Source organism: Thalassotalea loyana (assembly GCF_030161435.1).
GTDB lineage: Bacteria > Pseudomonadota > Gammaproteobacteria > Enterobacterales > Alteromonadaceae > Thalassotalea_G > Thalassotalea_G loyana.
Genome location: NZ_BSSV01000004.1, coordinates 1 through 21,559, shown reverse-complemented (window position 1 = coordinate 21,559; position 21,559 = coordinate 1). Strand labels below are relative to the sequence as shown.

The 21,559-nt window shown below is 41.0% G+C and carries 20 protein-coding genes; 16 read left to right on the top strand and 4 right to left on the bottom strand.

Annotation, left to right across the window (positions count from 1 at the left end; genetic code table 11):
• The first annotated feature begins 6 nt into the window (after positions 1-6).
• The 10 genes from ileS (at position 7) to QQK05_RS09875 (ending at position 11,330) form a co-directional block, all read left to right on the top strand.
• Complete coding sequence (gene ileS / locus QQK05_RS09920) at positions 7-2,826, top strand: isoleucine--tRNA ligase (RefSeq protein ID WP_284298124.1); 2,820 nt, start codon at positions 7-9, stop codon at positions 2,824-2,826.
• Positions 2,795-3,331 (top strand): signal peptidase II, encoded by a 537-nt coding sequence (gene lspA, locus QQK05_RS09915; RefSeq protein ID WP_284298122.1) that lies wholly within the window; start codon positions 2,795-2,797, stop codon positions 3,329-3,331. Before ileS ends, lspA begins: the two co-directional genes overlap by 32 nt.
• Positions 3,332-3,346: 15 nt before the next feature.
• A complete protein-coding gene (gene fkpB / locus QQK05_RS09910) occupies positions 3,347-3,781 on the top strand; it encodes an FKBP-type peptidyl-prolyl cis-trans isomerase (RefSeq protein ID WP_284298120.1) in 435 nt (144 codons plus the stop codon).
• A 23-nt stretch (positions 3,782-3,804) separates the two neighbouring features.
• Entirely contained in the window at positions 3,805-4,734 is a 930-nt protein-coding gene (gene ispH / locus QQK05_RS09905; RefSeq protein ID WP_284298118.1) for a 4-hydroxy-3-methylbut-2-enyl diphosphate reductase, read from the top strand.
• A 291-nt stretch (positions 4,735-5,025) separates the two neighbouring features.
• The gene (pilV, locus tag QQK05_RS09900; RefSeq protein WP_284298116.1) at positions 5,026-5,574 is read left to right on the top strand and encodes a type IV pilus modification protein PilV; all 549 of its coding nucleotides are present in this window, start codon (positions 5,026-5,028) and stop codon (positions 5,572-5,574) included.
• A gap of 8 nt (positions 5,575-5,582) precedes the next feature.
• Entirely contained in the window at positions 5,583-6,563 is a 981-nt protein-coding gene (locus QQK05_RS09895) for a PilW family protein (protein ID WP_284298114.1), read from the top strand.
• Positions 6,557-7,030 carry a pilus assembly PilX family protein gene (locus tag QQK05_RS09890; RefSeq protein WP_284298112.1) on the top strand — a complete coding sequence of 158 codons (474 nt, stop codon included), beginning with the start codon at positions 6,557-6,559 and terminating at the stop codon, positions 7,028-7,030. The genes QQK05_RS09895 and QQK05_RS09890 overlap by 7 nt, the downstream gene beginning before the upstream one ends.
• Before the next feature lie 2 nt (positions 7,031-7,032).
• Complete coding sequence (locus tag QQK05_RS09885; protein WP_284298110.1) at positions 7,033-10,626, top strand: pilus assembly protein; 3,594 nt, start codon at positions 7,033-7,035, stop codon at positions 10,624-10,626.
• The gene (locus QQK05_RS09880) at positions 10,623-11,033 is read left to right on the top strand and encodes a type IV pilin protein (protein ID WP_284298108.1); all 411 of its coding nucleotides are present in this window, start codon (positions 10,623-10,625) and stop codon (positions 11,031-11,033) included. Before QQK05_RS09885 ends, QQK05_RS09880 begins: the two co-directional genes overlap by 4 nt.
• Positions 11,034-11,330, top strand: a complete 297-nt coding sequence (locus tag QQK05_RS09875; protein WP_284298106.1) for a TapY2 family type IVa secretion system protein — start codon at positions 11,034-11,036, stop codon at positions 11,328-11,330.
• A gap of 23 nt (positions 11,331-11,353) precedes the next feature.
• On the opposite strand, the gene QQK05_RS09870 is transcribed toward QQK05_RS09875, so the two are convergent.
• Both QQK05_RS09870 and nadE read right to left on the bottom strand, forming a co-directional pair.
• The gene (locus QQK05_RS09870) at positions 11,354-11,911 is read right to left on the bottom strand and encodes a GspH/FimT family pseudopilin (RefSeq protein ID WP_284298105.1); all 558 of its coding nucleotides are present in this window, start codon (positions 11,909-11,911) and stop codon (positions 11,354-11,356) included.
• A 37-nt stretch (positions 11,912-11,948) separates the two neighbouring features.
• Complete coding sequence (gene nadE / locus QQK05_RS09865; RefSeq protein WP_284298103.1) at positions 11,949-12,779, bottom strand: ammonia-dependent NAD(+) synthetase; 831 nt, start codon at positions 12,777-12,779, stop codon at positions 11,949-11,951.
• A gap of 145 nt (positions 12,780-12,924) precedes the next feature.
• Here nadE and glnB point away from each other — a divergent pair, with 145 nt between their 5' ends.
• Entirely contained in the window at positions 12,925-13,263 is a 339-nt protein-coding gene (glnB, locus tag QQK05_RS09860) for a nitrogen regulatory protein P-II (protein ID WP_284298101.1), read from the top strand.
• Between the two features lie 72 nt (positions 13,264-13,335).
• On the opposite strand, the gene QQK05_RS09855 is transcribed toward glnB, so the two are convergent.
• Positions 13,336-14,097 carry an outer membrane protein assembly factor BamD gene (locus QQK05_RS09855; protein ID WP_284298099.1) on the bottom strand — a complete coding sequence of 254 codons (762 nt, stop codon included), beginning with the start codon at positions 14,095-14,097 and terminating at the stop codon, positions 13,336-13,338.
• A gap of 128 nt (positions 14,098-14,225) precedes the next feature.
• Between QQK05_RS09855 and rluD the strand changes: the two genes are divergently transcribed.
• The 3 genes from rluD (at position 14,226) to clpB (ending at position 18,625) form a co-directional block, all read left to right on the top strand.
• The gene (gene rluD / locus QQK05_RS09850; RefSeq protein ID WP_284298097.1) at positions 14,226-15,200 is read left to right on the top strand and encodes a 23S rRNA pseudouridine(1911/1915/1917) synthase RluD; all 975 of its coding nucleotides are present in this window, start codon (positions 14,226-14,228) and stop codon (positions 15,198-15,200) included.
• A complete protein-coding gene (gene pgeF / locus QQK05_RS09845; RefSeq protein WP_284298095.1) occupies positions 15,181-15,942 on the top strand; it encodes a peptidoglycan editing factor PgeF in 762 nt (253 codons plus the stop codon). Before rluD ends, pgeF begins: the two co-directional genes overlap by 20 nt.
• 112 nt (positions 15,943-16,054) lie before the next feature.
• Positions 16,055-18,625 (top strand): ATP-dependent chaperone ClpB, encoded by a 2,571-nt coding sequence (gene clpB, locus QQK05_RS09840; RefSeq protein WP_284298093.1) that lies wholly within the window; start codon positions 16,055-16,057, stop codon positions 18,623-18,625.
• Between the two features lie 22 nt (positions 18,626-18,647).
• Here the strand turns inward: clpB and QQK05_RS09835 are convergent, their stop codons facing one another.
• Entirely contained in the window at positions 18,648-19,076 is a 429-nt protein-coding gene (locus tag QQK05_RS09835; RefSeq protein WP_284298091.1) for a DUF4124 domain-containing protein, read from the bottom strand.
• 167 nt (positions 19,077-19,243) lie between these two features.
• Between QQK05_RS09835 and pssA the strand changes: the two genes are divergently transcribed.
• Both pssA and QQK05_RS09825 read left to right on the top strand, forming a co-directional pair.
• Positions 19,244-20,026, top strand: a complete 783-nt coding sequence (gene pssA / locus QQK05_RS09830; protein ID WP_284298089.1) for a CDP-diacylglycerol--serine O-phosphatidyltransferase — start codon at positions 19,244-19,246, stop codon at positions 20,024-20,026.
• Between the two features lie 139 nt (positions 20,027-20,165).
• A complete protein-coding gene (locus QQK05_RS09825; protein ID WP_284298087.1) occupies positions 20,166-21,209 on the top strand; it encodes a BamA/TamA family outer membrane protein in 1,044 nt (347 codons plus the stop codon).
• Positions 21,210-21,559 lie beyond the last annotated feature (350 nt).

Below are 21,559 nucleotides of genomic sequence, written 5' to 3'. Positions count from 1 at the left end.
AAGTAGATGACTGATTATAAACATACGCTGAATTTGCCAGATACATCGTTCCCAATGAAGGGCAACATGGCAAATCGTGAACCTAACATGCTTAAAGATTGGAATGAAAAAGGTCTTTACAGCAAAATTCGTGCGGCGAAAAAAGGTAAGAAATCATTTATTTTGCATGATGGCCCTCCGTATGCAAACGGTAACATTCACTTGGGACACTCTGTAAACAAGATCCTAAAAGACGTTATTATCAAAGCGAAAACGTTATCTGATTTTGATGCTCCATATGTACCTGGTTGGGACTGTCATGGTCTTCCGATTGAGCTTGTTGTTGAGAAAAAACATGGCAAGCCAGGTCAAAAGCTAACACCTGCACAGTTTCGTCAAAAGTGTCGTGAGTATGCTGCAAAGCAAGTTGACGGCCAGCGCAAGGACTTCAAACGTTTAGGTGTGTTTGGTGATTGGGAAAATCCTTACCTTACAATGAATTTTGACACCGAAGCGAACATTATCCGCGCTTTAGGCAAAATTACAGAAAATGGTCACTTGCAACAAGGTTTCAAACCAGTTTACTGGAGTGTTGTTGGCGGCTCTGCGTTAGCTGAAGCAGAAGTAGAATATGCTGATAAAACGTCATTCTCTATTGATGTGAAATACCCTGTTGTAGATGAGTCGGCGTTAGCAGACGCAATGCCTGGATTAGCAGGCAGCGGCAAAATTTCTGTTGTTATCTGGACAACTACGCCATGGACGTTACCTTCAAGCCAAGCGGTAAGTATCCATGAAGAGTTAGAGTACGTCGTTGTTCAAGCGGGTGACGAGCGTCTCTTAATGGCTGAGGCCCTTCATGAGAGCGTGATGGAGCGAGCAGGGATTGAAACATTTGAAGTTGTAGGTCGTGTAAAAGGTGCTGCATTAGAGCTATTACAATTACACCACCCATTTTATGAACGCACATTACCGGTGATCTTGGGCGACCACGTAACGACTGACGCGGGTACAGGTTGTGTACATACAGCGCCAGACCATGGTGTAGAAGATTTCACGGTTGGTAAAAAATACAATATCGAGACGTTAAACTATCTTGATGATAACGGCCTTTACCGTGCAAACGTAGAGTTGTTTGCTGGTGAACACGTTTATAAAGTCGATGAGAAAATTATCGCGGTTGTAGAAGAACACGGTAATCTGCTTTACCAAACTAAATTTGTCCACAGTTACCCACATTGCTGGCGTACTAAAACACCATTGATTTTCCGTGCCACACCTCAATGGTTTGTGAGCATGACCAAAAACAGCCTTCGTGATGAAGTTAAGAATGCTGTTCAAGGTGTACAGTGGATTCCTGATTGGGGTCAAGCGCGTATCGAATCAATGCTTGAGTCTAGCCCTGACTGGTGTATCTCTCGCCAACGTACATGGGGTGTGCCGATTACCTTGTTTGTGCACAAAGAAACTCAAGAACTTCATCCTGAAACGTCTCGTTTGTTCGAAGAAGTAGCGAAACGTGTTGAAGAAAAGGGTATTGATGCATGGTATGACCTAGATGCTAAAGAGTTGTTAGGTGACGAGGCCGATAATTACAGCAAAGTTACTGACACCTTAGATGTATGGTTTGACTCAGGTGTTACACATTATTCTGTTATGGCACAGCGTGAAGAGCTTGGTTACCCAGCTGACCTATACCTAGAAGGTTCAGATCAGCACCGTGGTTGGTTCCAGTCTTCATTGAAAACTGCGATGGCAATAAAAGGCAGTGCACCATACAAGCAAGTATTGACTCATGGCTTTACTGTTGATGAGAAAGGTCACAAGATGTCTAAATCTTTAGGCAACGTGATTACCCCTGATGAAATCACCAACCAATACGGTGCTGATATTTTGCGTTTGTGGGTGTCTTCAGTGAACTACACACAAGAAATCACTGTGTCGAAAGAGATCTTCAAGCGTCAAGCCGATGCTTACCGCCGTATCCGTAACACGTCGCGTTTCTTACTAGCTAATATCAATGGTTTTGATCCAAAAACTGACCAAATCGCTGTTGAAGATATGGTGGCACTAGATCGCTGGGTTCTTAGCAAAGCAGCCGAATTACAAGAAGACATCGTTAACGCATATGACGAATACGAGTTCAGCCAAGTGGTTCAGAAGTTAATGAATTTCTGTACTAATGAGCTAGGTGGTTTCTATTTAGATATCATCAAAGACAGACAGTACACAGCGAAAGATACATCAGTAGCACGTCGTTCATGTCAAACAGCAATGTACTTGATTGCTGAAGCGATGACGCGTTGGATGGCGCCAATCTTATCGTTTACTGCACAAGAAATTTGGACTGCGTTACCAGCTCCTGCTCAGGGTGAACGTGATGAGTTTGTTTTCACTGACGTTTGGTTTGATGGTTTAACATCATTACCTGCAGATGCTGAATTAAACGATGAGTACTGGGAACAATTATTAAAAGTTCGTGCAGAAGTGAACAAAGCATTAGAACTTGCTCGTAAAGAGAAAGTAGTTGGTAAAGCATTAGAAGCAAGCGTTACGTTATATGCAGATGAAGCAATCAGTGCTCAACTTGCAAAATTAGAAAACGAATTGCGATTTGTTTTAATTACTTCAGGTGCACAAGTTGTCGCTCTAGCGGATAAGCCAGCTAATGCGACCGAGACAGAGTTAGCAGGTTTATGGCTAACCGTTGCTCCTGCAACAGGTACAAAGTGTGACCGTTGTTGGCACATTACAGACGATGTAGGCTCGCACGAAGGACATGAAACCTTATGTGGCCGCTGTGTAACGAATGTTGATGGCGAAGGCGAAGTGCGCAAATTCGCATAAGATGATGATGAATTCAGCGAGCAGTTTGAAGTGGTTGTGGTTAACATTAATTTTTTTAATCGTTGACCAAGCGACTAAACATTACGTAGCGAATAACATGGACTTGTATCAATCGATAGAAGTCCTTTCGTTTTTCAATATTACCTATGTTCATAACTTAGGAGCCGCATTTAGCTTTTTGGCAGACCAGTCTGGCTGGCAGCGTTGGTTTTTTGCGGCAATTGCGACAATAGCAAGTGTAATATTCACTTATTGGCTGTACAAAACGCCGGTGAATAATAAAAAGCTGTGTATAGCCTTTGCTTTGCTATTAAGTGGCGCGCTAGGAAATTTAATCGATCGCGTCATGCTAGGTTATGTTATCGATTTCCTTGATTTTACTATCATTAATTATCGCTGGCCGGCATTTAATGTGGCCGATAGTGTCATTTTCATTGGCGCTGGGTTAATGATTATCGATTCTTTTGCTCAAGAAAAGCCAGAAGAATCAAAAAGCAACGTCTAGTTTGAGAATATTTTTATGAGTAAGACGATTTCATCTGAATCAACAATTATTGCCCATATCACAATGAAATTATCTGATGGAAGTGCCGCAGATAGTACCAAGGTCAATAATAAGCCTGCCAAGATTATCATGGGTGACGGTTCAATCTCTCCTGCATTTGAAGCACAGTTGATTGGCTTGGGCGAAGGTGAGAGTAAAGAGTTTACGCTTGAAGCGAAAGATGCTTTTGGCGAATCAAATCCGGATAACATTTACCACATGGATAGAACAAAGTTCTCAGGGGATGCTACAGCCGAAGTAGGTGCTATTATTACCTTTGAACAACCTGGTGGTGTTGAGCTTCCTGGTATGATTACTGAAGTCTCTGGTGGTTCAGTGACGGTAGATTTTAATCACCCACTTGCTGGGCAAGATGTAACGTTTGTCATTGATATTGTTGGCATCGAATAAGTAAACAAAATATTAGGTGTAACATGGAAATTATATTAGCTAATCCTCGTGGTTTTTGTGCAGGTGTTGATCGTGCAATCAGTATCGTTGACCGAGCTTTAGATTTGTTTGATGCACCGATTTATGTGCGTCATGAAGTTGTTCATAACAAATTCGTTGTTAACGGATTGAAAGATCGCGGTGCTATTTTTGTCGATGAACTTGATGAAATCCCTGACAATAATACCGTTATTTTTAGTGCTCACGGTGTTTCAAAAGCCGTTCGCCAAGAAGCCAAAGACCGCGGTTTAAAAGTGTTTGATGCAACTTGCCCACTTGTGACTAAAGTACATATGGAAGTATCTCGTGCAAGCCGCAAAGGGATTGAGTGTGTATTAATCGGTCATGCAGGTCACCCTGAAGTTGAGGGGACTATGGGGCAATACGAAAGTGAGGAGGGTGGTATATACCTTGTAGAGTCACCTGACGATGTCGCTAAGCTCGAAGTAAAGAATGCGGACCAGTTATACTTTTGTAGTCAAACAACATTATCAGTAGATGATACTTCGGATGTTATTGATGCCCTCATTGCTAAGTACCCGAAAATTGAAGGTCCTCGAAAAGATGATATTTGTTACGCGACACAGAACAGACAAGACGCTGTTCGTGCTATCGCCAATCAAGTTGACTTATTACTAGTCGTTGGTGCCAAGAATAGTTCAAACTCAAATCGACTTCGTGAATTGGCCGAAAAAATGGGTACAACAGCCTATCTAATTGATACTGCAGATAATATTGAGCTCAAATGGCTAGAAAATATTACTAAAGTAGGTGTTACAGCGGGCGCATCAGCACCAGATATCCTTGTTAGACAAGTTATTGAAAAACTTAAACAACAAGGTGGCAAAGAGGTTGTTGAACATCCAGGTCGTGAAGAAAATATAGTATTTGCAGTACCCGCCGAATTGCGATAATCTCACTGGTGGAATTTTGTACAAGCATGTGCATAATTCCGCCGCAAACATTGCAGCAGTAGATTATTTTGCTCATGAATGAGCTAATATGCAAAGGATAATGTTGGGGGTAAATGATGTTCACCTATGTGATTTTTTCCGCCGTTAAAAACTCAAGTTTATGCTTTTCGGCACCAGTCTTGGTTACAAGTCGTCGCTTGTTGACCTCGCTCCCTCTCGTTATAAATTCCAGCTTTTTCCCCGCTAAAAACGTTATTTTACCCCAAGTCGATTCTTTAAGAGGTTTGTTGCATGCGTAAACACCAAGGTATCTCTTTTATCGAAGTGTTAGTGTCTCTCGTTGTCTTGTCCACCGGGATTATTGGTGCTGTAGCAATGCAAGCATCTGCTAAAAAAGGTAGCTTTGATGCCATGCAACGCTCAATGGCGAGTGCATTAGCTCAAGACATTATTGAACGCATGCGTTCCAATGACTCAGACCCAGCCAGTTTAGAAAACTATCAAGGTACCTATGGTGATGGTTCCCTTAGCGCTCCGAGTAATCGTTGCAATGATCCAGATAATCCATGTAATTCACTAGAAATGGTGAGCAATGATCTTTATGAATGGGAGCAAAAGCTAAGAGGCAGCTATGTTACTCAAGGCAGTAAGTCGTTAGGTGGGTTGATAGGGGCTCGTGGTTGTGTCGATCATACCAATCAATCCGTTACTGTCGTTGTAAGCTGGCAAGGGCGTGTATCGTCACAAGATTCAGCAGATTCAGATAATACGTTGGCATTTAATTGCGGTTCTGCAACAGATAAGCGTCGACAAGTAGAAATATCAGCGTTTATTTTTTAAGGGTGAATATGAAGCAGCAACGCGGTTTTAGTTTAATCGAAATATTTATCTCTCTCGCGGTTGGTACGGTGTTGTTGGGGGGCGTACTTGCTGCATTTGTCTCAATGAGAGTGACGACCACTGAAACAACGAGCTTTGGTTCTTTACAGGAAAATGGGCGTTTTGCCGTACAGGTATTAACAGAAGATCTTATCAGAGTGGGGTTTTGGGGAGACTTGTCTGGTGAGTTGACGACAAATAGATTAACCCAAGTACCGAACCAAAATGCGACTGACTGTGTTGGCGGTGGCGCAAACAACACTTCTTTCCCTCAGGATATTGGGCACTATCGTGAAATATGGGGCGAAACCAGTACAAGTGCCAGTGGTCTTGGTTGCATTACAAATGCCTCTGTTGGGAGCGACATACTTCAACTTAAACGTGTTGTGTCTTCGACTACAGCCGCAGCTGATGTCGCAGCTGATCGTTATTACCTCATGACAAATATGAATCAGGGCGCTATTTTCGCAGGTGATGAGGCAATACCTACTATTGATAATGGGAATATTTGGGAGTATCAACACTATATCTATTATGTTCGTGAAGATACGGTGGGTGATAATACGATACCTGTGTTAGTGAAAGGGCTACTTAGAAATGACACGAATCCACCCATTCTATTTGATCCTATTATCGATGGCGTAGAAATGATTCGATTTACTTATGGTGTTGATACAGATAATGATGGCGTCGTGAATTCATTTGTTTCGGCTGATGATATGACCCAAGCGCTATGGGACAACGAAGGCGATAATCAAATCCTTGCTGTCACTATGTACGTCTTAGTACGGGATTTATATCCTGATTTCGATTATGAGAATAAGAACACCTATACTTTAGGTGATATTTCTGTCGATTTTATGAACGCTGAGGGCGAAGGTGATAACTTTAGGCGTATGCTTTTTTCTTCAACTGTCACGCTTTACAACACGAGGACTGACTCATGGTAGTACAACAAAAGCGTCAGCAAGGGGTTGTTTTGCTGGTATCTCTTATTTTTCTTATTGGCTTGACTGCGGTCGCTTCTGCGTTAATGCAAGTAACGACATCTGATATGAAAATGTCTGGCGCCACGGAAGATAAAACTACCGCTGTGCAAGAAACTCTGGGCGCTACCGATGAAGTTATTTTCAATGAGGTTACCCAAACAGCGGGTACCAATGCCTTCACCGATAAAATAGAAACATTTCCAAAGAACAGAGCCGTTTCAGCTCAAGATACTGTTGCGCAACTTTCTATTGCCAACCCAAACAACTTAGAATCAGATTGCCCGCACTCTCGTTCTGGCTCGTCAGTACAGGTATTTAAATGCAATGTACTAAACGTGCAAGTAACAAGGCAGTACGGACGTAAAAAACACCAAGAAATTGTTGTTCAATCAGGTGTTGCTCAGCAGCTGTTAAATGTAGGGAATTAATGATGAAGAAGTTTATAGTCAGTACCTTATTAACGTTAGTGTCAACTTCGCTTATTGCCGAAGATATTGAGCTTTACATTGGTAATGCCGCACAGAGGACAGGTAACAAACCGCAAGTATTAATCATCTTTGATAACTCAGGCAGTATGTCAACAGATGAAACGGTCAAACCACTATACGACCCTAATACTACTTATCCCGCAGTTGGTGGTCTCAACTCACTTAGTGAAAACTTTATTTATTTTACTAAAGGTAGTGGTATTGATAATGCGAGCGTTCCGGTGCCGGATAGTCCCAGCGAGTCAAGAAGGTTTCTTGATGCTATTAACAGTTGTGAGGAAGCGCGAGTTCGATTAGAGACGGTAGGATTTTATACCGGTTATATTCGAGAATACGCATTCTCTGGCAACTCGGGTAGTTGGCAAGAAATACCTGATAACAATGGTGCAAATATTGAAGTAATTGATTGTTGGGATGACATTAGAGAAGAGAATCCCAAAAATTCTGGCATTGAGAAAAAGAATGGCACAATAGAGGCTTTGCCAGAAGGCTATCCAGTTGATGGCTTAGGCACCAAAGGAAATCCTGTCTATTACACATCAGATGTTAATGCGAGTAATACTGCTTTCGGTACCGGTGAAGTTGTCACCCTATATAGTGATAATTATCTCAGATATTACCAAAACAACACGTTAACCAACGTATCTATTTCGCGAATGGATATTGCGAAGGCCGTAATGACGGATCTCATAGAATCAGCTCCATCTGTTGATTTTGGTTTACAAGTGTTTAATTTCAATGCTTATGATGAGTATGAGCACGACGGTGGCCGAGTTGTTTTTGGCATCCAAGATATGACGGATTCTGCAACAACCGAACTGGTTAATATTATCGATAATGACTTAGTTCCCCAAACCAATACGCCGTTGTGTGAGTCGTTATATGAAGCGATGCGTTACTTTGGCGGACAAGCTGTTTTATACGGAAATAATAGAAGATCGTCTGGTAATCCAAAACCTGTGGATCAACCCGCACGAGATCTCGATATAGAAAACAGCGGAAAATATATTGCCCCTTACGAGGGATGTAGCAATGAAGTTTACGTCATTATGATGACGGATGGTGTTCCTACAAAAGATAATGCTGCGGATGGGTTGATTGGAGCCTTACCTGATATTGGCTCAAAATTCAGTGGTAATTATTTACCTGCCCTTGCTGGGTGGATGAAAAATAATGATATTAATAATGCTATTGAAGGTGTTCAGACAGCTACAACATATACAATAGGATTTAGTAGTGGTGCCGATGATGCTGCGCCAATATTAAAAGAAACAGCTAAATTAGGTGGTGGTGAATACTATCCCGCTCAAGATGCTGCCGGTTTGCTCGCGGCGCTTCAATCTGCTCTTGTTGAAATTTTAAGAGTCAATGCAAGCTTTACCTCCCCCTCAATTGCGTCGAATAACTTCGATAGGACTGAAACTTTAGATTCTGTTTACTATGCGATGTTTTTACCAGATCGCGGTCCAAGATGGCAGGGTAATATTAAGAAATTGAAATTAGCGGCGGGTAAACAAGTTGACCGTGATGGCAATGTGGCTATTGATGAAAATGGAAATATTAAAGCTACGGCAAAAACCTTTTGGTCAACCAACCCTGTTGCCGATGGTGAAGATGTTACAGAAGGTGGTGTCGCTGAGATGCTGCGCTCGCAAAGTGCTCGCAAATTATATAGTGATGTTGGGAGCTCTGACGCATTAGTAACCTACAATAAAACAAACATTTCCAATGCGTATGGCGGCGATACAGCGCTAGCATCATATATGAATGTGCCTGAAGATGAATTACAAGGTTATTTAGATTGGTTTAAAGGGGCAGACGTCGATGATGCGGATGCGGATGGCTCAATAACCGATATAAGAGATGATATTTTTGCCGATCCGTTGCACTCTAAACCACTTGTTGTGAACTATGGTGGTAGTTCATCATCACAAGATGTACGCATTATAGTCGGGACAAATGCCGGTGTTTTGCATATGTTTGATGATAACGGTGATACAGTTACCGAATCTTGGGCAATCATGTTTAAAGAGTTCTTCCCTAATATAGCCCCGTTAAGAGCGAATTATACTAGCTCAGATAAGATTTATGGTATTGATGGTTCTGCTACGGTTTATCTTCAGGATAAGAATGGCGACGGCAGTATTGATGATGCCGCAGGAGATAAAGCTTGGTTGTTTTTTGGTTTAAGACGTGGCGGTAGCTCATATTATGGCATCGATATTAGTGACCCTGATACACCAGTAATGCTCTGGAAGATAGATGAAAGTACCAGTGGCTTTAGTCGACTAGGGCAATCATGGTCTAAACCAAAAGTAACATTTGCAAAAAATAATGTTGTAGACGGTATTCCTAAACCCGTTGTTATTTTTGGCGGGGGTTATTCAAGTGCGAAAGATATCGCTGGTGTAGGTCAAGCTGATACTGTTGGAAATGGTATTTATATGGTTGATGCTGAGACAGGTTTGTTAAAATGGAGCTTAACGCCTGACACTGCTAGTGCTACCAATACAAAGTTTGAAGGTTTAACTGACAGTATTCCATCGAGTGTTGCAGTGCTTGATAGCGATTCCGATGGCTTAACAGATAGATTATATGTTGGAGATACTGGCGCTAATGTATTTAGAGTTGACATGCCATCCGCATCGCCATTTGATAACGAGGCACCATGGACGGCATATACACTAGCAACGCTTGGTGGTGATCACCCCAATTCAAATAATGATAGACGTTTCTTTAACGAGCCATCGATAGTAAGAGCGTTAATCACGAATACGATTTCAACAACTCGAACAGATGAGCTAGGCGATGATTATGTTGAAATTACACGACAAGATACACCGTATGACGCCATACTTATTGGCAGTGGTGATAGATCAACGCCATCTTCTACTGATACAAAAGACATGTTCTTCATGATTAAAGATAAGAATATTATTACACAATCTTTTAGCGGTGATAATGTTCCTCCTTCGACAATTGAAATATATGATTTATATAACTATACCAACGATCCTTTTGGACAGTCATTGTCTGCAACTGCTCGAACCGAGTTGGAAATAGCGGTAACGGAAAAAGAAGGTTGGTATATAGATTTTGCAGCAGATGGTGAGAAAAGTATGTCTTCGGCGACTGCGCTTGCGGGCGTGGCATACTTTAATAGCTTTACTCCTGCAGAGAGTGTGAGCGATGGTCAATGTACGTTAAATACAGGTTCAGGTAAGTTGTATGCGGTTGACCTGGCACAAGGTACCAGTATCTATAATTGGCAGAATAAAGATGCCTCTGGTCGAGACTATTTAGATGTGGGTGATAGAGTGCCGGATACGCCGACGGTAGTCATTCCACCACCAGAAGAAGGCGTGGCAGGCTCAGGTAAAATTATGTTCGTTGGTGTCGGTGCAGGTAGTGACGGACAAGGTGGTAGCGGTGATGGTACATTGACATTATGTGAAGCTGCGAACTGTGACGTTTTAAATGGTTTTACACTAGAAACGATGCGAACGCATTTATACATTGAAGAGGAAAACAAGTGAGAAAACTAAACCAAGGTTTGACACTTATCGAATTGATGGTCGCGGTAGCAATCATCGGTATATTAGCTGGTATTGCTTATCCATCCTATGTTGGTTTTGTTAATCAATCCAATCGTGCAGAGCCTCAACGTGAATTAATGCGTATCGCTAATTTACAAGAGATGTTTTTTGTCGATAACCGTGAATATACGTCTGATATGAAAGACCTCGGTTTAGGGGCAGATCCATTTATTACGGAATCTGGTAATTACTCAATCGATGCAACGGTTAACGCTGGTAAAGATACTTTTGTCTTAAAAGCGACAGCGCTTGGTCAGCAAGCGACTAATGATGCAGCATGTTTAAATATGCAAATTACTGAGACAGGCGTTAAATCGGCTACATCCACCGATTGTTGGGAGAAGTAAATGAAAAGATTGATAACTTTTACATTATTAACTTTTTTGTCAACTACGCCGGCTTATGCGGCAGAAAAACAAGAAATGAAATGCTATGTTAAAGATTCGTCTGGTATCGATGGTGTTTATTTAATTAACGCTTATCTTGAGAGGATCCCTTATTTAAAGGCTGATTTAGTTGGCAGGACCTTTAGTAAAGGACTTTATAAAAACAGAAAAGTTGAGACGGTTATTGAGTGTGTTAAAGAAACAGAGTTATTTAACAACGTTGTTGCACGTCAACTTGATCGCGAAACCCTGCGCTGATCATAAAAAAATAAAGCGGTGTGTTAGTCACAGCTAATCACGCCGCCACTTCTATTCTCTTCTTTACCATCGTTATTGGTATCCGATGACAAGTAAGCTCTTCCTGAGCGGGAGATAATTACGCCCCTTGATAAGTCCGCGTAATTCTGAGGGCAATACTCAAAGGTTCCATTACTTACGCCTGTTAGGCGGCCAGTTGGTGCAAAACGTACGCTAGTGCGTGGAAAGTCGAGTTGATCACCATCTTTAATCGCTGATTTAACTTTTATAATGGCGTCGTTATCTGACTCTTCGTAAACCGCATCACCGTCTACATCAATAAAAACACTAATTTCATTTTGCCAGTTGTTACTGCAACTATTATTTGAAGCAAGAGGACATACGGTGACCACTTCTTCACTATTAACAGCATAGTTTTTTGCCAAAACAGTTAAGCTGTGAATTTCAGTCACTTCGTTGTCGACACGCATACGGACCATAAATTCGGTCATGTTTGGCATTGCAATAGCGGTGACGATGCCTAGAATCGCTACCGTTACCATGAGCTCAATCAAACTAAATCCTTTGCTCAAAAATTTCATGGCTCTAACTCCTTTCAACAAACATGACCTAATTTATTTAATCATAAATCGTAGGGATAGGTTGACGTTTGTGCTGTGTTCTTAAGTAAATATCGATAATGCGTTTTTCTACATCGGTAGAAACTGGCTTACCTTCTAAAAAGTCGTCTAATTGATCGTAGCTTAAACCCAGTGCATCTTCATCTTTTTTACCAGGGTCAAGCTCTTCTAAGTCAGCAGTAGGTGCTTTGGTAATAAGAGATTCAGGAGCACCTAGTTCTCTTGCTAACATTCTTACTTGGCGTTTTGATAAACCAAATAGTGGTATTAAATCACATGCACCATCACCCCACTTAGTGAAAAAGCCTGTGATGTTTTCTGCTGAATGGTCTGTTCCTAACACTAATCCACCTAGAATACCTGCGATATGATATTGTGTGACCATGCGTGTACGAGCTTTTACATTACCTTTTGAAAAGTCTATTTGTGCATCATTAGCGGATAAAATGTTTTGCTCGTCTAATGCTTTTAGCGTCTCATTGTGAATGCCTTGAGCACCGTTAAAAATGTTTGTTGTTACACAGTGGGTTGGTTGAATAAACTCTAATGCCAACTGTGCGTCTGCTTCGTCCGCTTGAATGTCATAAGGTAAACGAACTGCAATAAATTTGAAGGTGTCGGCTTGCTCTTCATTTAACTCATTAACCGCTAACTGTGCTAAACGTCCACAAGTCGAAGAATCTACACCGCCACTAATACCTAGAACAAGATGTTTTAATCCTGACTGCAACAGCTGCTTTTTAATAAAGTCGACGCGGCGTTTAATTTCAAAACCTGGGCTGATTTCGCTTTGAACTTGCATTTCTTCAATGATCGTTTGTCGATCCATTTTTCTACCTTGTGAAATATTCGTTAAATAATGAAATTAAAAATAGTTTACCTAATTCGGTAGCATATTTATACAGACAAAAATATCCTATCTCAGGTAAACTGTATCCGTATTACTTTATAACAGTGGCGAGTTGAATTTAATAATGAAAAAAATTGAAGCGATAATTAAACCATTCAAAATGGACGATGTTCGAGAAGCATTAGGTGAAATTGGTATTACGGGGATGACGGTATCTGAAGTAAAAGGATTTGGTCGTCAAAAGGGGCATACTGAGCTATACCGAGGTGCCGAATACATGGTAGATTTTTTGCCGAAGGTGAAATTGGAAATTGTCGTTGATGATGAGACTGCAGAACGCTGTATAGAGGCAATAATGTCAACTGCCCAAACAGGCAAAATTGGTGATGGTAAAATTTTTGTCACAAATGTTGAGCGTGTCATCCGAATTAGAACGGGTGAAGAAAACGCTGATGCGATCTAATTGTTGTTAGTTATGCATGTAACTAAAAAGCCGACGTTAAGTCGGCTTTTTTGATCTCTAATTGCGTTAGTCTTAATCGACTAAACGATTATCTGGGTAATTAGCAGCTAAAACTTGCAATGCGTTAACACGTAAATCATCTAAGCCAAGTTTTTCATAGCTTTGAACCATAATTTCTAATGCTGGCTCTAATTCTGGGCTTGGTGCGAAGTTTTCGACAATATAACGGCCACGGTTTGCAGCAGAGGCAAATGCGCCACGCTTCACGTAGTAACGAGCAATTGCTAATTCATATTTTGCTAAGCGTGATTTAATCGCCACCATACGTTTGCGTGCGTCAGCAGCATACTTACTGTCTGGGTAGCTTGATAGGATGTGTTTTAAGTCTTTAAATGCTTCACGAGAAGCTGTTGGATCGCGATCATCACGCTCAATGCCAGCTAAATCCTGAAACAAGTTTTCTTCAGTGCTGATATTAATCAAAGCACGCATGTAATAAACATAATCAACTTGAGGGTGATTAGGGTTTAATTTTAAAAAGCGGTCGGTTAAGGCAATACCTTGAGCAGAGTCACCACTTTTATAATAGGCATAAATCAAATCTAATTGAACTTGATGCGAAATAGGGCCGAACGGAAAGCGTGAGTCAATTGCAGACAAAATTATGATGGCTTTTTGAAATAAGCCACTTTCTAGTGCTTCTCGAGCGTCAACGAATAGTGCTTGTGCAGATTTATCTGGTACCACCTCAACGTCTTTATTATCAGATGAAGAACAGCCGGCTAAACCAATTGCTAGCGCGACAATCATCGCTTTTATTGTCAAATTTTCCATATATTTCAGTATCACTACACGGTTTTTGTTAAAATAAATTATGAAACCCCGTTATGACGGGGTAAAATACTAGCAAGCATTCTAACCTAGCAAACATGCCTTGCACAGTGCTAATTAATGAGAGTTTAATGGCTGAAAAAATTCAACATCAAAATATCGTCCCAGAATCTTGCCTAGGTAAGCGTTTGGACCAAACTTTAGCCCAAATGTTTCCTGATTATTCTCGATCTCGTTTAAAAGATTGGATATTAGCGGGTAACGTTACCTTAAATGGCCAAGTAATTACAAAGGCTAGAGAGAAGGTCGTTGGTGGAGAAAATATTGAAATAAATGCGGAAGTAGAAGCAGATATTCGCTTTGAACCACAAGATATACCACTAGATATTGTTTACGAAGATGACGACATTTTAGTAATCAATAAGCCAAAAGATCTCGTTGTACACCCAGGTGCTGGTAATCCTGATGGGACAGTATTAAATGCATTGTTACATCATTGCCCGCAATTAGATGTAGTGCCTCGAGCTGGTATTGTGCATCGCCTGGATAAAGACACAACGGGCTTAATGGTTGTGGCAAAGACAATTGCGGCTCAAACCAACCTAGTTGAAGCACTTCAGGCACGCGAAATTACTCGTGAATATGAAGCGGTTGCTAACGGGATAATGACCGCAGGTGGCACGGTCGATGAGCCGATTGGTCGCCATGGTACAAAACGAACACAAATGGCGATATCTCCGTTTGGCCGGCCATCGGTTACTCATTATCGAGTGATGGAAAAGTATCGCTTACATACGAGGTTGCGTCTGCGCCTCGAGACGGGTCGTACTCACCAGATTCGTGTACATATGGCACACATAACACATCCGTTGGTCGGGGATCCGGTATACGGTGGTCGCCCGCGCCCACCTAAAAATGCTACGCCCGAGCTTTTGGAGTACTTGCGAGGATTTAAACGCCAAGCATTACATGCAACTATGCTATCGTTATTCCACCCGATCACAGGTGAGCAAATGACGTGGCATGCGCCAATACCTGATGATTTCAAAAAATTAGTCGAACTCTTAAAAGAAGATACGCAACTCAATGCGAGCGACGAATACTAATTCGGCATTAATATCTGTTGATTGGCCACTGACCAGTGTAGTGGCCTTTTCGACAACGCGTTTATCTCCTTCAGGGAGTAAACAAAGCCAATCTCCATTTAATGACTTCAACATAGCGACTCATGTAGATGATGAACTCGCTGATGTGCTTGTGAACAGAAAATCACTGGCTCAATATTTACCGCCAGACACTCAGATTCAGTGGCTTAATCAAATACATGGTAATCATGTTGCGACTATTGAGCAGTTTACTGAGGCAATACCCGATGCCGACGCAGCAATTACCTCTAAAAAAAATATCGCATTAGCGATTATGACCGCTGATTGTTTGCCTATTTTACTTATCGATGAATTAAACCAGGAAATTGCTGCCATTCATGCTGGTTGGCGGCCTCTAGCGAAACAGATTATCGACAACACGGTTAAGCAAATGAGTGGAGAGCCGTCAAATATTAAGGCTTGGCTAGGCCCTTGTATTTCAGCCCAATCTTTTGAAGTTGGTAAAGACGTTTTCGAGACTTTTACCGAACTGGATCCACAACTAACGGCTGGGTTTACCGCTCAAAAGGATGGAAAATATTTGGCTGATTTACAGTTTATTGCTGAGTATCAACTAAGACATTTAGGTGTAGTCAATATCGAGTGTGACAGAAGGCGTACTTATATCGACGAAACACGATTTTATTCATATCGTCGAGACGGAATCACGGGTCGAATGGCAACGATCATTTGCCTCAAATAATCCCAACCCAAATGATCTAAATCAAATTCCTTAGTTGAATTCTTCTTCATCTACCCCTATTAACTTAGATAGTGAACGTAAGACCAGTAGTATGGCAGTAAGGAGAAAATGAATGCGTTTAGATAAATTAACTCAAGCTTTTCAAGTAGCTATTTCAGATGCTCAATCATTAGCTTTGGGTAAAGATCATCAGTTTATAGAGCCAACACACTTAATGCTATCTTTGTTGAATCAGCAAGGTGGCAGTATTGTAACTGTGTTAAAAAGTGCTGGTATCAATGTTAATGCTTTAAAAGTGCAACTTGAAAAAAACTTTGAGTCACTTGCCCAAGTTGAAGGGGTTGGTGGTGAAGTTCAATTCTCAAGCAATATGGTGACTTTACTTAACTTGTGTGACAAGTATGCCCAAAAGCTTGGCGACAAATTTATTTCTTCTGAAGTCTTTTTATATGCCGCGGTACATGACAAAGGTGTATTAGGGCAAATTCTTAAAAACCTTGGCGCAACCGAGAAGCGTATTAAGGATGCAATCGACCATGTTCGCCAAGGCGAAAATGTGAATGAGCAAAACGCTGAAGACTTAAGACAAGCATTAGATAAGTTCACCGTAAATTTAACAGAGCGTGCGGAAGAGGGGAAATTAGATCCTGTTATTGGTCGCGACGATGAAATTAGACGCACAATTCAAGTGTTACAACGCAGGACTAAAAATAACCCTGTCTTAATTGGCCAGCCTGGTGTGGGTAAAACAGCCATTGCCGAAGGGTTAGCCCAGCGTATTGTCAATGGTGAAATCCCTGAAGGTCTTAAAAATAAGAAAGTGCTTTCGCTGGATATGGGCGCATTAGTTGCTGGCGCCAAATATCGCGGTGAATTTGAAGAACGATTAAAGTCGGTGTTAAACGAACTTGCAAAGGAAGAAGGGCAGGTTATTCTGTTTATCGACGAATTACACACGATGGTTGGTGCAGGAAAAACCGATGGTGCAATGGATGCCGGTAACATGCTCAAGCCAGCGTTAGCTCGTGGCGAGCTTCATTGTGTGGGCGCAACAACACTTGATGAATATCGACAGTACATTGAAAAAGATGCTGCTCTTGAGCGACGTTTCCAGAAAGTCTTAATCGATGAACCAAGTGTTGAAGATACGGTTGCGATATTACGTGGTTTAAAAGAGCGTTATGAATTGCACCACAATGTTGAAATTACAGATCCTGCGATTGTAGCTGCTGCTAGCCTATCTCATCGATACATCAGTGATCGTCAGTTACCAGACAAAGCTATCGATTTAATTGATGAAGCGGCTTCTAGTATTCGATTACAGATGGATTCAAAGCCAGAAAACTTAGATCGTTTAGAACGCCGAATTATTCAATTGAAGCTTGAACAAAAAGCATTGGAAAAAGAAAGCGATAGTGCCTCTAGACAAAGGTTGTCAGCGTTAACTCAAGAACTGGATGATAACCAAGCGCAATATGACGAGCTTGAAGAAGTTTGGAAAACTGAAAAAGCTGCTATCCATGGTACACAAACAATTAAAGAGGAATTGGAGCAGGCTCGAATTGAGTTAGACATGGCAAGGCGCAATGGTGACTTAAACAAAATGTCTGAACTGCAATACGGGAAAATTCCTGAGCTAGAAAAACAGCTTGATTTGGCAAGCCAAGCAGAAATGCAAGACATGAACTTGCTAAAGAATAAAGTAACCGACGTTGAAATTGCCGATGTTTTAAGTCGAGCGACTGGGATTCCTGTTGCCAAAATGCTAGAACAAGAGCGTGAAAAGCTGCTGAGAATGGAAGATGAGCTTCATCAACGTGTTGTTGGTCAAGACGAAGCCGTTGTTTCTGTCTCCAATGCTATTAGACGCTCTCGCGCTGGACTTGCTGATCCAAACCAACCTATCGGTTCATTCTTGTTTTTGGGGCCAACGGGGGTTGGTAAGACAGAGCTAACAAAAGCGTTAGCGGCTTTCATGTTTGATAGTGAGGAAGCGCTAATTCGTGTCGACATGTCTGAGTTTATGGAGAAACACTCTGTTGCCCGCTTAGTAGGTGCTCCTCCAGGTTATGTAGGGTACGAAGAAGGTGGTTATCTGACTGAAGCCGTCCGAAGAAAGCCATATTCAGTCGTTTTACTAGATGAAGTGGAAAAGGCACACCCTGATGTCTATAATATCTTATTGCAGGTATTAGATGAAGGTCGACTAACGGACGGGCAAGGCCGAACAGTCGACTTTAAGAATACTGTCATTATCATGACGTCAAACATAGGTTCTGAAATTATCCAGACTTTCGGAGGCGATGAGCATTATGATGCAATGAAATCTGGGGTAATGGCTGAATTGGGTAATCACTTCAAGCCAGAGTTTATCAATCGCATTGATGAAACCGTGGTATTTCATTCTTTGGAGGCTGAACAAATTCAGCATATTGCGCGAATACAACTGTCTGGCCTAGAACAACGCCTTAATGATAATGGTTTGAAATTAAGAGTCACCGATGCTGCAGTATCATTAATTGCAGAAGCTGGGTTCGATCCATTATTCGGCGCAAGACCATTAAAACGTGCTATTCAAAATGGCATTGAAAACCCATTGGCGCAAAAATTGTTAGCCGGTGATTTTGAAAACAGCCAATCAATTACTATTGATCAGCAAAACGGTGAGTTAGTTATTTTATAGGTTACTGGGATCTACTGGCTTTTTATTGGCAGTAGATCTCAACTTGTTTTTGGCTCAATAATAGTTGCTGTCGCTTTTCTTCTTTAGATAAGATATGAACTTGTCCTTGGCTGTCGGTATATTGGACTTGGTCAAACGCACTTAATGTTTTTATGTTGTTTTGTGCATCTTCACAGCGTTGTTCAATCGTCATTGATACGACCGAGCTAGGGGGATCGTTCTCATCATTGAAGCTTGGCGTAGGACTTGGTTCTTCAGGTTCTGTAGGTTGAGGTGATTTTGTTGTTTGCTTGCTGCGAGAAGACATTGTGATTGTTGTGTAATTATCATGGGCCGGTTGTTGTTGGCTAAAGTGAACCACATTATTTTCATCAACCCATCGGTAAACAACTACATTTTGTCCGAAACAAAAGCTTGAAAAAACAAGTAACCCTAAAACATATTTTTTCATCTGCCCGCTGTTCTCCATTTTAGCTATTTGTCTGCAATTTATTACAACTTCGTCTTAACTTATAACAATTCAACACACAGTTGACAAATATTTAGCATGATAAACGCTACATCTCATCATTCTAATATGCTAAATTACCGTCAATTTTCGATTATTTAAATTATTCTATGTCACAACCTGAAAACGAAACGACGCCAAATCGTGGTATTTATTTGTTACCTAACCTGTTAACAACAGCAGGATTATTCTCTGGCTTTTACGCTGTTGTTTCTTCTATGAACGGTCATTTTGTTAGTGCAGCCATCGCTATTTTTATTGCGATGATTTTTGACGGACTGGATGGTCGCGTTGCTCGTATTACTAATACACAAAGTGAATTTGGTGCTGAGTATGACTCTATGGCTGATATGGTGTCATTTGGTATAGCACCAGGTTTAGTTGCTTATAATTGGGCGTTATCAGGTATGGGCAAATTTGGTTGGTTAGCCGCTTTTGTCTTTGTTGCCGCAGCAGCATTGCGCTTGGCAAGGTTTAATACACAAGTTGGTGTCGCAGATAAGCGATATTTCCAAGGTTTAGCGAGCCCGGCTGCAGCAGGTGTTATTGCTAGTATTGTTTGGGTTGGTTCGGAATACCAAATAACCGGGCATGATTACGGCCTAATTATGGGAATCATTACGATTATTTCCGGCTTATTAATGGTGAGTAACTTTAGATACAACAGTTTTAAAGAAGTTGATTGGAAAGGTAAAGTTAACTTTCTTGTTGTGCTATTCATCGTTTTAATTTTTGTCGTTGTAGCTTCTAGCCCAGCAGAACTGCTAATGGCAATTTTTGTGTTATATGCGCTATCTGGCCCAGTTACTACAATAAGGTCTGTTAAGCGGCTGAGATTAGAGCATGTGGTTGGCGATGATCATGATGCTGACTTTGATAACGACAAAAAATAATCAATCACATTAAAATAGAAAAGCCAGCAGTTTCGCTGGCTTTTTACATTTTAAACCTATATCTGCCATAAAAATAACAATACCGTGAACCCCAATTAGCTATTATTGACTTAGACGCTTAATCAAGGTTTATGAGCAAATGGCTAAATTATCTATCTATTCAATAGCACTTCTTTTATTTACTCCGTCATTTTTATTGCTCGCCTCAACTGAAAACGAGGAAAAGTCTTTTGCTGTTGCACCTATCATCTCATCGAATCCAAGTATGGGCACGGGGGTAGGTGTCACGGGATCGTATTTATATAATGTGGGTGAAGAAAACCCACGTTCGCAATTATTAGGGTTAACACAATATACCGACACAGACAGCTATACGATTGGTGCAAGAAACATGATGCACTTTGATGATGGAAATCAAAGAGCAGTGACCGCAGCTTGGCTTTTACATATCAACAATGATTTCAGTAATGCAGAGTTTGTCAGTGAATCATATGGACTGTTTCATCGTCAGAGTTGGAAAGTTGCAGAGAACTGGTTTGCAGGTATCCATGGTATTGCTATGTTCAATAATTATTCACCTGATAATGAAGCTGGAAAGGAATTTCTTGAATTGACAGGTGCGTCTGATAATGAAGTTTATGGTGTTGGTTTAAATGTTACATATGACAGTCGAGATAACTTCTACTACCCGATGCAAGGTGCGTTATTTGAAGTGAGCACATTTTCCTACCTGGATTCACTTGGTTCTGATGAAGACTATGATCTACTCGAACTAAAATACAGCAAGTACATAACTGTTAGGCAAAAGGATGTTGTCGCGTTGGGATACTATGGTCGGTATGTAAATGATGAGGCGCCATATTCTGGGGAATCATACTTGGGACGACGAAGTGCATTAAGAGGTTTTAATGCGGGTGAGATATCAGGACAAAGATTGAGTGCTATTCAAGCGGAGTATCGTTACCACATATCCGAAAAATGGAAGATTGTTGGTTTTGCAGGTGTGGCAAATATTGAAGGCGGCACGGCAGAAGAAAATAATCGAGAAGGAATGTATTACTCTGCCGGCGTGGGAGCTCGTTATGCACTTCAACCTAAAGATAAGGTTCATTTACGTTTTGATATTGCAATTGGGAACGATGACAATCAAGGTTTTTATATAGGCTTGCAAGAAGCATTCTAAGAAATATTGAGAAAAAAGTGCGCTAATTGTGCGCTTTTTGTGCGTTTGAACTATAATTTGAAATTATTTCAAATTAAGTGTTGACGTGGGAAATAAAATCCCTAAAATGCGCATCCACTTCAACGGGGCAGCTCGACGAAGTCACAAGATAAGTTTTAGAAATAGGGCTTATCCTTTCATCTAAGAATGAAAGATTTGTTTTGAAATGTTTATTTAACCAAATGATTAATTAAACCCTCAACAAACTTGTGAAAACATCTTCTAAAGTTTTAGAAAAAAGTTTTCAAAAAATTGTTGACATCAAAACTGAGAAGCGTAGAATGCGCATCTCGCTTCGAGGCAACGGCCAC